At 66.1% G+C, this 12,277-nt stretch carries 12 protein-coding genes; 5 read left to right on the top strand and 7 right to left on the bottom strand.

Features of this window, described 5'->3' with window-relative positions; all coding sequences use genetic code 11:
• Positions 1-307 precede the first annotated feature (307 nt).
• The 5 genes from garD to B3446_RS19365 all read left to right on the top strand — a co-directional run bounded on the left by garD (position 308) and on the right by B3446_RS19365 (position 5,246).
• Positions 308-1,876: a galactarate dehydratase gene (garD, locus tag B3446_RS19385; protein WP_191577213.1), complete on the top strand. Its 1,569-nt coding sequence runs from the start codon at positions 308-310 to the stop codon at positions 1,874-1,876.
• A 61-nt stretch (positions 1,877-1,937) separates the two neighbouring features.
• Positions 1,938-2,987, top strand: coding sequence for an SMP-30/gluconolactonase/LRE family protein (locus tag B3446_RS19380; RefSeq protein ID WP_291384214.1), 1,050 nt, complete (start codon positions 1,938-1,940; stop codon positions 2,985-2,987).
• Between the two features lie 71 nt (positions 2,988-3,058).
• Complete coding sequence (locus tag B3446_RS19375; protein ID WP_175121465.1) at positions 3,059-4,036, top strand: Bug family tripartite tricarboxylate transporter substrate binding protein; 978 nt, start codon at positions 3,059-3,061, stop codon at positions 4,034-4,036.
• Positions 4,037-4,131: 95 nt separating this feature from the next.
• The gene (locus tag B3446_RS19370) at positions 4,132-4,497 is read left to right on the top strand and encodes a hypothetical protein (RefSeq protein ID WP_291384210.1); all 366 of its coding nucleotides are present in this window, start codon (positions 4,132-4,134) and stop codon (positions 4,495-4,497) included.
• Positions 4,498-4,649: 152 nt separating this feature from the next.
• A complete protein-coding gene (locus B3446_RS19365) occupies positions 4,650-5,246 on the top strand; it encodes a DUF4202 domain-containing protein (protein WP_291384208.1) in 597 nt (198 codons plus the stop codon).
• A 79-nt stretch (positions 5,247-5,325) separates the two neighbouring features.
• On the opposite strand, the gene B3446_RS19360 is transcribed toward B3446_RS19365, so the two are convergent.
• From B3446_RS19360 to B3446_RS19330, 7 genes are all read right to left on the bottom strand, one after another.
• Positions 5,326-6,108 carry a ProQ/FinO family protein gene (locus tag B3446_RS19360; RefSeq protein ID WP_291384206.1) on the bottom strand — a complete coding sequence of 261 codons (783 nt, stop codon included), beginning with the start codon at positions 6,106-6,108 and terminating at the stop codon, positions 5,326-5,328.
• Between the two features lie 82 nt (positions 6,109-6,190).
• The gene (locus B3446_RS19355) at positions 6,191-7,663 is read right to left on the bottom strand and encodes a hypothetical protein (protein ID WP_291384204.1); all 1,473 of its coding nucleotides are present in this window, start codon (positions 7,661-7,663) and stop codon (positions 6,191-6,193) included.
• Between the two features lie 255 nt (positions 7,664-7,918).
• Entirely contained in the window at positions 7,919-8,140 is a 222-nt protein-coding gene (locus B3446_RS19350; protein ID WP_056318016.1) for a hypothetical protein, read from the bottom strand.
• An 8-nt stretch (positions 8,141-8,148) separates the two neighbouring features.
• Positions 8,149-8,538: a hypothetical protein gene (locus B3446_RS19345; RefSeq protein ID WP_191577210.1), complete on the bottom strand. Its 390-nt coding sequence runs from the start codon at positions 8,536-8,538 to the stop codon at positions 8,149-8,151.
• Between the two features lie 164 nt (positions 8,539-8,702).
• Complete coding sequence (hpaI, locus tag B3446_RS19340; RefSeq protein ID WP_291384201.1) at positions 8,703-9,509, bottom strand: 4-hydroxy-2-oxoheptanedioate aldolase; 807 nt, start codon at positions 9,507-9,509, stop codon at positions 8,703-8,705.
• A 25-nt stretch (positions 9,510-9,534) separates the two neighbouring features.
• The gene (locus B3446_RS19335) at positions 9,535-11,058 is read right to left on the bottom strand and encodes a UxaA family hydrolase (protein ID WP_291384199.1); all 1,524 of its coding nucleotides are present in this window, start codon (positions 11,056-11,058) and stop codon (positions 9,535-9,537) included.
• A gap of 6 nt (positions 11,059-11,064) precedes the next feature.
• Complete coding sequence (locus B3446_RS19330) at positions 11,065-12,087, bottom strand: tripartite tricarboxylate transporter substrate binding protein (protein WP_291384197.1); 1,023 nt, start codon at positions 12,085-12,087, stop codon at positions 11,065-11,067.
• Positions 12,088-12,277 lie beyond the last annotated feature (190 nt).

Raw genomic sequence — 12,277 nt, 5'->3', positions numbered from 1 at the left:
GGTCACGGGGAAGGAAAGCAAACCTTCCGAAACAATGGCCTTGAGTTCTTGCGGAGTCGTCATGTTGCGCTCATCCCTAAATGGCCGTCGCAGGCGAAAGGTTGGTGCTTGCGAACGGGATGCGGTGGTAAAAGGTGAGTCATCGTACAACATCAATTTGCCGGATTCAAGGCGTGTCCCCATGTGGCGCGGCATTTACAAGGGGAAACCCGAAATTCCTTTCTGAAGCCTTTCAGCGATATTCTCTTGGTTGTACGATAACGTACGGTGCCCGCAGCGGGGCATCCATCAGGCTAAAGGATTCATCATGCAGGTTGCAGTCGAGCAGGCGCCCGTTCTCATCAAGATTCATCCCGACGACAACGTCGCCATCGTGGCCAACGATGGCGGGTTGCCGTCGGGAACCGTTCTGCCCGATGGGCTTCAGTTGGTCGACGCCGTGCCACAAGGGCATAAGGTTGCCCTGACCGATCTGGCCGAGGGCGACGAGGTCAGGCGCTACAACGTGGTGGTCGGCTATGCCGCCAAGGCGCTGCCGCGCGGCAGCTGGATCAACGAGCGCGTCACTACGATGCCGACGGCCCGCACGCTGGAAGACCTGCCGGTCTCCACGCGGATTGCGCCGCTGCCGCCGCTCGAGGGCTACACCTTTCAGGGCTACCGCAACGCGGACGGCACCGTCGGCACGCGCAACATTCTTGCCATCAGCACCACGGTGCAGTGTGTGCAGGGCGTCGTCGAGCACGCGGTCGCGCGCATCCGCCGCGAACTGCTGCCGCTGTACCCGAACGTGGACGACGTGGTGGGCATCGAGCACACCTACGGCTGCGGCGTGGCCATCGACGCGCCCGGCGCGGCCATTCCCATCCGCACGCTGCACAACATCGCCCGCAACCCGAATTTCGGCGGCACGTCCATGGTCGTCAGCCTGGGCTGTGAAAAGCTGCAGCCGGAGCGCCTGCTGGCGCCCACCGCCATTCCCATCCGTGCCGGCGAGGGCATGGGCGGCGACGGCGTGGACACCATCGTCCTGCAGGACGAAGAGAACATCGGCTTCGATTCGATGATCCAGCTCATCATGCGCACCGCCGAGCGCCATTTGCAGAAGCTCAACGCCCGCCAGCGCGAAACCTGCCCGGTGTCGGACCTGACCGTCGGCGTGCAGTGCGGCGGCAGCGATGCGTTTTCCGGTGTGACGGCCAATCCCGCCGTCGGCTTTGCCACTGACCTGCTGGTGCGTGCCGGCGGCACCGTGATGTTCTCCGAGAACACCGAGGTACGCGACGGCATCGACCAGCTGACTGCCCGCGCCGAAACGCCCGAAGTCGCGGACGCGCTGATCCGCGAAATGGCCTGGTACGACGCGTACCTGCAGCGCGGCATGGCCGACCGCAGCGCCAACACCAGTCCCGGCAACAAGAAGGGCGGCCTGTCCAACATTGTCGAAAAGGCCATGGGGTCGATCGTCAAGTCGGGTTCCTCGCCGATTCATGGCGTCTTGTCGCCGGGCGACCGTCTGACGCGCAAGGGCCTGATCTTTGCGGCCACGCCCGCCAGCGACTTCATCTGCGGCACGTTGCAACTGGCTGCCGGCATGAATCTGCACATCTTCACCACCGGCCGCGGCACGCCCTACGGGCTGGCGCAGGTGCCGGTCATCAAGGTCGCCACGCGCTCGGCGCTGGCGCGCCGCTGGCACGACCTGATGGACGTGGATGCCGGCGTCATCGCCACCGGCCAGGCCTCGATCGAGCAAGTGGGCTGGCAGCTCTTTCAGATGATGCTGGACGTGGCCAGCGGCAAGAAGCAGACCTGTGCGGAAAAACTCAAGCTGCACAACGCCCTGGCGCTGTTCAACCCGGGCCCCGTGACCTGAACGGGGGCCCGACCCATCCCTAGCGCCATCGCAGAATAAAACCACCGAGAGGAGACAGCCGATGGAAATTGACCCGCAAGTCCAGGCCGGCCGGCGCCGGCTGCTGGGCGCCGCGCTTGCACTGGCCCCTGCCAGTCTGGTGCACGCGCAGTCTTTCAGCTTCACCCCGCAGCAGCGCTACCCGGATCCCTCCGTCCGGATTCTGGACCCGGAATTCGCCAAGTACCGCATCTACAGCAGCAGCGTGGAACAGTTGGCGACCGGCTTTCGCTGGCTGGAAGGTCCGGTGTGGTTTGGCGACGGGCGCTATCTGCTCGCCTCGGACATCCCCAATAACCGCATCATCCGCTGGGACGAAACCACAGGCCAAACCAGCGTGTTCCGCCATCCGTCCAACTTCAGCAACGGGCTCGCCCGGGACCGCCAGGGCCGCCTGCTGGCCTGCGAACACCTGACGCGCCGCGTCACACGCACGGAATATGACGGCAGCATCACGGTGCTGGCGGACCGCTTCGACGGCAAGCCGTTCAATTCGCCGAATGACATCGTGTGCCAGCGAAACGGCGCCATCTGGTTCACCGATCCGCCCTTCGGCATCGGCGGGCACTGGGAAGGCGACAAGGCCACGCCCGAGCTGCCGCACTCCGTCTATCGCATCGATCCCGCCAACGGCCACGTGACGCTGGCGCTTGCCGACCTGGCCGGTCCCAACGGCCTGTGCTTTTCGCCCGACGAGAAAGTGCTGTACATCGTCGAATCGCGTCACCAGCCCAATCGCGTGATCTGGGCCTTTGATGTGGGCGCGGACGGCGCGTTGTCCAACAAGCGCCTTCACGTCGACGCGCAAGGACCCGGCGCCATCGACGGCATCAAGTGCGACGAGGCCGGCAACCTGTGGTGCGGCTGGGGCAGCAACGGCTCGCCCGACGCCAAAGCCGAGGACCTGGACGGCGTGATGGTGTTCAACCCCGCGGGCAAGGCCATCGGCCACATCCGCCTGCCGGAACGCTGCGCCAATCTTTGCTTTGGCGGCGCCAAGCGCAACCGCCTCTTCATGGCGAGCAGCCATTCGCTCTATGCCCTGTACGTGGAGACCCGCGGCGCGGCATAGGCACATCCCCACCGCGGCCTCACCAGGCCGCGGGACACTTCAACACACATACCAAACAGTGTGGAGACAGCATGAACCCGAGCAAGAGACAGTTCCTGGGCAGCGCCGCGGCGCTTTGCCTGACGCCCCTGGTGCCGGCATGGGCCCAATCGGCGGAATGGCCGACGCGGCCCGTGCGCATCGTCGTGCCTTACCCGCCCGGCGGCTCGTCGGACATCATCGCGCGCATCCTGGCGCCCCGGCTGGCCGAAGTGCTCAAGCAGACCGTGGTCGTCGAAAACAAGCCCGGCGCCAACGGCAACCTGGGCGCCGGTCTGGTGGTGCAGTCGGCGAACGAAGGCCACACGGTCCTCTTGTGCGACGTCGGCGCGCTGGCGATCAGTCCGTCCGTCTACACGAAGCTGACCTTTGATCCGTCCAAGGACCTGCGCGCCGTCGGCATGCTGGCGTATTCGCCGCACGTGCTGGCCGTGCATCCGGACGTGAAGGCCAAGACCGTGCAGGATCTGGTCGAACTGTCCAAGAAAGAACGCATCAACTTCGCCGTCACCGCGATCGGCAGCGCGCCTCACCTGGCGGCCGTTGCGGTTCAGCAGGCCACCGGCGCGCAGTGGGAATACGTGCCGTACAAGGGCGGTTCGCAGGCGGTCACCGACACCATCGGCGGCCAGACGCAGATCATCATGAACGGGCTGCTGGCCACGCTGCCGCACATCAAGTCGGGCAAGCTGCGCGCGATCGCGATTTCCAAGAGCGAACGCATGAAGCTGGTGCCGGACATTCCCACCATCTCCGAGCAGGGCGTGAAGGGCTTTGAGTCCGGCACGTGGCAAGGCGTGATGGCCCCGTCCAACATGACCGACCCGGTGGCGGCCCGCCTGCAGATGCTGATGGCGCAGATCGTCACCCAGCCGGACGTCACGGCGCAGTTGAACGAGCAGGGCGCCGAGATCGTCACCAAGAGCCCGGCCGAACTTGCGCAATTCTTCAGCAGCGAGCGCGCACGCTGGGCCAAGGTCGTGGCTAGCACCGACATCCGCCTGGATTGAACGGCGCGGATCCCGCCTTGCTAGGGGCGGGGTTCGGGAGCACACTCGAATCGCGTCCAGGCTTCGGCCTGGACCGATTCCGTGGAGCCCGGTCAATGAAACCTTTGTTTGCCGCGGTGCTGGGAGCATTGGGTGCGTTGTCGGCGCTGGCCGCTGCACCTGCGCTGGCGCGCGATCCGCTTCCGACTGTGCCATCCCCGCCAACGTCAGCCCGCACCCTGCCCGATACGTGCCTGGGCACCGATTGCCCGCGCATCGTAGACCCGGGCAAGATCAATCGGGACTGCCTGGGCACCTCGTGTCCGGGGGCCCGCTACCCGTCGCCGGCGGCAACGCCCGCGCGGCCGCAGGACCAACCCGGGCTGAAGGCGCCCACCCGGACCTGGCTGCCGCCGATCCCGCCCCGGCCGGGCCAGATGCCGGTAGGACCGCTGACGCCGGCGCCGGCCTTGCCGCGATAGACGCGTGGCCTGCGCATAACGCGTTGCCAGGCAGCGAGCGCGAAACGGCTTGACGGCACAGCGCCCGAGGCCGCAGGTATGATTGCCTGCTTGCGCCTGTCAATCTCCGCTCCGGCCCAAACACGCCGGGCTTTCCGAAGACACCACACCCCATGAACGACCGCCTGCAGCAGACTCTGCGCCGCTTCGACGACTACAACGCCGCCGATCCCAACACGTTTACCTGGGAAGGCGAATCCTGTCCGCAGGAGCTGTTTCTGGCGCAAAAGCTGCACGAATGGGTCATGACGCTGGCGCCCGATGCTTCCGAGCCGCTGATCCTGGCGTCCCGGTGCCAGCACATCGGCCGCTGGGAAATTGCGCGCGCCAGCTATCCCGAAGGGCGCATCGGCTACCTGACGTGGCGCAAGGCGCTGGCACGGCATCACGCCGGCATCGCGCAGGAGATCATGAAGGAAGCAGGCTATCCGCAGGCAGATTGCGAGCGCGTGGCGGCAATCCTGATGAAGCAGGGCATCAAGCAGGATCCGGACGTGCAGGTCATGGAGAACGCGCTGTGCCTCGTGTTTCTGCAATACCAGTACGAAGCCTTCTACCCGGCGCACGAAGACAAGATCGTCGAGATCCTGCGCAAGTCCTTGCTGAAGATGGACGGCGCGGGGCATCAGCAGGCCATGACCCTGACCTATTCGGATAAGGGCATGGGCTACATCAAGCAGGCGCTGGCGGCGCTGGAGCAGGCAGACTAGATACAGCCGCGCCAATGCAGAAAGGCCTGCGCGAGGCCGGGAAACGNNGGGCGGCAGGCCTGAATTGCTTATGGCGGGCTTATTCGGACGCTTGCGGCGTGACGTCAGCGGGCGTCGTGCCTGCGGCTTTAGTGTCCGCAGGTTTGGCGTCGGCAGCTTTGGCATCACCGGCTTTGGTGTCCGCAGCTTTCGATTCAGCGGCTTTGACGTCCACCGATTTCACATCAGCGGACGGCACGTCGGCAGGTTGCGTGTCAGGGGCGGCGTCAGCGGCCGGCGTCTGTTCGGCAGCCGTCTGCGCCTTTTTCTCGGCCCGTGCGCGGGCGGCGTTGCGCGACGCATTGCGCGATGCCATGCGCTTGGCGTGACGCGCTTCGTTGGCGGTCACGGCGCCGGCGGGTTCGCCGTTCAGGTCCACGCGCGGCGCGTCCTCGACCATGCTGGCCCAGTAGCGGCGGCCATCGCACCAGGTCTTGACGGCTTCCTTGATCTGCGCCTCGTCGAGCTGCAGCTGCTCGGCGTGTTGCACCAGGTCCGCCAGCACGCCCAGCTTGAGCGGCAGCTTGGGCGCGGGGTTCTTGGGGAAAGCCTTGGGAAAGTGACGTTGCAGGCGCGAAATGGCGACGACCACGGGATCGACCGGCGTCTCGCGCTTTTCGGGGCGTGGCGCACGCTGGCCCTTGTCGCCGCCTTGTGCGCGCTTTGCCTTGTCGCCGCCTTGCGGACGCGGACCCTTGCCGGCGCCTTGCGGGCGGCGCGGCTTGTCCGTGCCTTGCGGTCGCGATTCGTTCTTCGAGCCTGCCTTGTCAGGCGACTGCTTGATAAGCAATTCCCGGATCGCGGCTAATTGTTCTAGTCCCATGTGCTACACAAAAAAAAGGTTGAGGCGGCGAGCGTATCCGCTGCGCCGCCAGTTGTCGGCCTTTCAGCAGCCCTGAAAACTTCTACCCGGAGATGACCACGAGCAGCGCCAGCGACAGCAGGATACCGAACGCGGCCAGGGCAAACGGCAGTAGTAGAACATACACGCCGCGTTCTTGCCCCCGTCCATGCGCCAAACCGGCCGCAATCGACATCCGGACCGGCGAAAAAATCCCCATCGACGTGCCCGAGACGTGCAGCAGCGCGGCGGCCGCGGGAACGTTCAGACCGGCCTGAAGCGCTAATGATAGCTGGGAAGACATGAACAGGCTGTTTGGCGCATTGCCGCTGTTGGCCAGAATGCCGAACGCGCCGGCCAGAAGCGGCGTGATCAGGATAGTCCAGTCGCGCAGGCTCGAGAATAATCCATCGGCATACGCCCGAGAAATGCCCGCGCCCGCCAGCACCTCGGCCATCATTGCGAACAGAAAGACGGACATGACGGCATGACGTCCTGTCATCCACGCGGCGCGTGCCTGAGCCCGCAGCGCGCCCGGATGGCGTTTCCAGGCAGCCATGGCTACCGCGCCCGCGATCAGCCAGCTTCCGGCGTGCAGAAAAGGCATCCAGGCCGGCAGGTCCGCATAGGGCTTGAGATCCGCCAGACTGGCAAGGCCGCGATTCAGGCCCGGCACCAGCCGCGTAGCCACCAGCCAGGCGATGAGCGCGATGTAGGGCAGGGCGCGGCGTGCGGCGTCCAGCGCTTGCCCGCGATCGGGCCTGCGGTCCGCCAGGAAGCGCAGCACGATCAGCGGGCCGTAGGCTGCCAGCAGCGCCGTTTCCGGTCCCAGCAGTGCGGTCGCTGCCGTCAGCAAGGCCAGGCTCGCGGCCATCCAGCCCGCTTCACGCCCCAGTTCGGCCGCAGGCGCGGATAACGCCGCGCGTGCGGCAGTGCGCCAGTACAACGCCAGCCACACCCCCATCAGCAGCGCCACCGGCACCATGCTGTAGAGCGCAAGCTGCGTGGCCGGCACCCGCGCGTAGGCCGAGGCCAGCAACGTGCCGCTGCCCATCGCGCCCCACGGGATCAGGGTCTGGCTGAGCAGCGCGAACACCATGATCTCGCGCGGCTTCAGGCCCAGCGGGCGGATCAGCATCACGGTTCCCAGCATGCCCACGCCGAAGCCCGTGGCGGACTCGGCAAACGGACCGACCAGGAAACAGGCGAAGAAGAGCAGCCGGCGCCGTGCGAGCGGATCGAGGCGTATGGCGTCCGGCGGACCGCCCGCCGCGCCCTTGCTCATGCCGCCCTGCGCCGCCATCTGCCAGAACAGCAGGCCGCCGAGGATGTAGGGGGTGATGATCCAGCCGATCCAGAGCCCGCGCTCCAGGGCAACGGCCAGTTGCGCCAGCGCGAACGGCGCGGGCGCGACGAGCAGGGCGATGGGCAGCGCCACCAGCAGGCCCAGCGCCGCGGCGATGGTCGTATTGACGCGCCCGCTCGCGATCGCGGCGATCACGGTCAGCGCCGGCAGGGACCACAGCAGGTACATCATGAAAGAAACATCCGCATCGCCCGGGTGAAGTTGCGGCGCAAAGCGTATCAGTCTATGGCCGCAGCGGGTAGCCGTGGCGGTGGGCGGGACGAAGGTGGGCGACGAAGGCGGCCGACGAAGGCAGCAGGTGGGTCAGTCAGGGGCGCGGGCGTGCAGGTACATTCCAGACGCAAGAACGCCGGCTGGCATTTGCACGCGAGCCGGCGTTAGGGGGGTGACGGGTCAGGTCGGTATTGCGTTGTCTGCTGGCGTTGTTTACTGGTTCGCGCCGCGGATGTTGCCGGCAATACCGCCGGCTGCACCGCCAATGGCGGCCCCGGTCCAGGCGCTGCCCCCCGCGATGGCGGCAATGCCGGCGCCCGCCGCGGCGCCCATCAAGCCACCCGTGACGGTGCCTTGCTGTTCCTTGGTCATGTTGGTGCATGCGGCCAGCGATGCCATCGCAATGGCCAGGCCTATCGTGCGGATAGTCTTCATGGCGGCTCCTAGGGGGTGCGTTTCGTCTTCGTGGCAGGCACGACGATCTCAAACCAGATCGTCTCCATGACGGGGCGATCCAATTGGCCCGGATTGGCGGCATACCAGCGGTCGATGGTCTCGCGCACCGAGTCCAGCGTCTGGTTCTGAAGGCCCGCGGAGAACTTGGGCACCAGCGTCTGGGTATCCGGCACAGCCCGGCGCTGCTGGTAGGCGCGTTCGACCTCAAGCGCATTGGCCACGCCCAGCAGATAGGCCTTCTTGAGGTTGGCGTCGGAATCGGTCCAGTGCTTGCCGGTGATGATCGGGGCGGGGTCCGAGGGGGCGGCCGTGACAGCCGACCCGAAGAGCATCGAGAGGGCTACGGTCGTTGGGCCAAGCAGGTGTTTTACTCGCATCGCATCGCTCCTGTTGGGGGAACAAAAGATAGAAAACAACCTTCGCGCGCGATTCGGGCGGGGGGATCGAGATGACCGGTCGAAAAGCGGTACCGATCAATTTATGCCTGAATGCGTGGTCATGCAAGACCGGATTACAGGACGGATCGGCGGCTTTTGGATGGTCAATAGGCGGCGGACGGGGCGGGCGCCGCGGCGTTCGGGTCCCCGCAAGAGAAGCTTGCCGCCAGCCGGCGGGCGCTATTTGCGTATAGCAGCACATCAACGCCTACCGCCACGAAGGTGCAGCCCAGATCCAGGTAACGGCGCGCCAGCGCGGGGTCCGATGTCAGGGTGCCGGCTGCTTTGCCGTGTTCGATGATGACCCGCATTGCTCGCTCGATGGCGGCTTGCACGTCCGGATGCCCGGGCCGCCCCCGATACCCCATGGACGCGGCCAGATCGGCCGGCCCGATGAATACGCCATCCACGCCGGGCACCTGGCAGATCGCCTCAAGGTTCGACAGCGCCTGCACCGTTTCCGCCTGCACCAGCAGGCAGATCTCGTCGTCGGCGATTTCCAGGTAGTCCTGACGGGCGCTCCAGCGTGATGCGCGTCCCACGGCGCTGCCGACGCCGCGTATGCCTTGCGGCGGATAGCGGGTCGCGGCCACCAGGGCGCGGGCCTGATCGGCGGTGTCGACCATCGGCACCAGCAGGTTCTTTGCGCCGATGTCCAGCATCTGTTTGATGAGTGCGGTGTCTCCAGCCACCACGCGCACCACGGGCTGGGCGCGGTAGGGCGCAACGCTCTGCAGGGCGGCCAGGGTGCCGCGCAGGTCGTTCGGTGCGTGCTCGCCGTCGATGAGCAGCCAATCGAAGCCTGCCGTGGCGGAGACCTCGGCCAGATAAGGGTCGGCCATCGAGAGCCACAGGCCGACCTGGGCTTGGCGCGCGGCGAGGGCAGTCTTGAAGGAGTTGTGTGCGGGCATGCCTATAGGTTCCTGAAATGACGGGTCAGCTGACGATGCCCAGATGCCAGGGCACAAATTCATGGTTGCCCAGGCCCAGCGCTTCGCTCTTGGTCGGCGCGCCCGAGGCCGCGCGCAGGATATGGTCGAAGATGCGTTGTCCCATCTGCCCGATGTCCACCTCGCCATCGAGAACCGCGCCGCAATTGATGTCCATGTCCTCGACAAGGCGCGCATACATACTGCTGTTGCTGGCAAGCTTGAGCGTGGGTGCGGGCTTGGAGCCGAACATCGAACCGCGGCCCGTCGTGAAGCAGATCAGGTTGGCGCCACTGGCGATCTGGCCGGTGACCGCGACGGGGTCGTAGCCGGGCGAATCCATGAAAACCAGGCCGGCGCGGTCGATGGGTTCGGCATATTCATACACGGCCTGCAGCGGCGTCGTGCCGCCTTTCATGGCGGACCCCAGCGATTTCTCGAAGATGTTGGCCAAGCCGCCTTGCTGGTTGCCGTGGCCGACTACGCCGTTGAACTGCGCGTTGTGTCCGGCCGTGTACCTTTCCCACCAGGCCAGCCGGTCCAGCAGTTTCTGGCCAACTTCCGGCGTGACCGCGCGGCGCGTCAGCAGATATTCCACCCCGTGGATCTCCGGGGTTTCGGACAGGATCGCCGTGCCGCCGTGCCGCACCAGGATGTCCATGGCTGTCCCCAGCGCGGGATTGGCCGTGATGGCGGAGTAGCCGTCCGATCCGCCGCATTCCAGGCCGATCTTGAGGTGGCTTGCCGGCACTGAGCTGCGGCGCGCGGCATCGGCCCGCGGCAGCATCTCGTCGATGGTCCGGATGCCGGCCTCGATCGTGGCCCGAGTGCCGCCCGTGTCTTGCATCACGAGCGTACGCACCCGTGCGTCCCCGGCCAGATCCTGCGATTCGATCAGCGCCGAAACCTGATTGCGTTCGCAGCCAAGTCCTACGATCAGCACGCCGGCCAGATTCGGGTGCCGCGCATAGCCGGCCAGCGTGCGTCGCAGGACATCGAAATGCTCGCTGGGCGACGACATGCCGCAGCCGCTCGTCTGCGCGAAGGCCACTACGCCGTCGACATTGGGAAACGCGGCGAGGCGTTCGGGCGTGAAGTGCTCCGCGATGTGGTGGATCACCGTCGACGAACAGTTCACCGACGCGAGGATGCCGATGAAATTGCGCGTGCCCACCCGGCCATCATCCCGGACGTAGCCCTGAAACGTCGCGCGTTCGGCCTCGGGCAGGATGTCGACCGGCCGCGCATCGCGGCAGAAGCCCGGATCCCGCTCGAAGTCGGCGAGCGCAAGATTGTGTGCGTGCACGTGCTCGCCGGCTTCGATGTCGCGCGCGGCCACGCCGATGATGGCGTCGTACTTGCGCACCGGCGTGCCCGCCGGAATCCGGCAGGCCGCAATCTTGTGGCCGCCCGGCACCTGCGCGCGCACCCGCAGGCCGAGCGCCGGGATAGGCATGCCCAGGGCCAGGGCTTCCCGGGCGACCAGCACATTGTCGTTGGCATGCAGCCGGATCAAGGGATTGGAAGTCACCGGGGATCAGCCTTTCTGCAGCATTTCTTTCAGTTTCAGGCGCGCGATCAGCGCGGTCTCCTGCGCATAGACCGACGCCACATAAGCCTGGTAATCCGGCCCGTCCAGGTACATCACCGGCGCATCGATGCGGTCGGCCACCTGTTTGAAGGCGTCGCTCTTGACCGCGGTGCGGAAGGCCTCGCGCAGCTTGCGCTCGACGGCGGGGTCCAGGCCTTTGGGCGCGCCGATGCCGTTGGGGGCCTCGACCACGACGTCGTAGCCCAGTTCCTTCAGGGTGGGGGCCTCCTTGAAACGCGAGGCGCGCGACTCACCCCAGGTCGCAAGAAGCCGCAGCTTGCCTGCCTCGACATGCGGCGCCCACGAGCTTGAATCCGCCAGCAGGTCGATCTGCCCGCCCAGCACATCCTGCAAGGCGGCCGCGCCGCCCTTGTAGGCAATCGCATTGAAACGCACGCCGGCCGTCATGGCGAACTCTTCCATGCCCACATGCGTTGCTCCGCCGATGCCGGCGTGGCCGTACGTCAGCTTGCCGGGATTGGCCTTTGCGTAAGCCACGACCTCCTGCAACGTCTTGAACGGCGAACTGGCAAGCACTGCGATGCCGAAGGTCTGGCCCGACGTACGGGCCAAATAAGTCAGCTCGCTGCGCGGATCGAGCTGCAACAGGCCCAATTGCGAGAAGCGCGCCACCGAAATGGGAATCTGGCCGATGGTATAGCCGTCGGGCTGGGCCTGCGACAGCGACTTCGTGCCGATCATGCCCGAGGCGCCCGCGCGGTTCTCAACCACGATGGATTGGCCCAGCACGCCCGACGCCACTTGGCAGAGCGCGCGCATGGACTGGTCCGCCGTGCCGCCAACGGGCCAGGGGCAGATGAAGGTGATGGGGCGCTGCGGATAGTCCGCGGCGCGGGCCAGGCCGGGGGCCAGCAGGCCGGCCGCGCCAGCGCCGGCCATGGCGCCCAGACAGGCGGCGCCGGCCAGAAACCTGCGCCGGTCCCGGTCAGGGGTGGGGATGCGCCTCATGGTTTGTCTCCGATGTGATTTTTTTTGTGAGCACCCTCAAGGCTACAAGGCCGCCCGGATCTATTCTCGTGAGCTTATATATAACTATCCAATAGAATTGCCGCATCGATAGATAACAAGTCTGATATGTAAGGATGCTGGCATGGCGCACCTGGACCGCGTGTTCCGCTCAAACCTGAAGCTGCGGCAC

Origin of the sequence: Achromobacter sp. UBA5777 (assembly GCF_002418565.1) — a bacterium.
In the GTDB taxonomy this organism is placed as follows: Bacteria; Pseudomonadota; Gammaproteobacteria; order Burkholderiales; family Burkholderiaceae_B; genus Achromobacter; species Achromobacter animicus.
The sequence above is the reverse complement of the archived record's forward strand: the minus strand, read 5'-3'. Positions and strand labels throughout refer to the sequence as shown.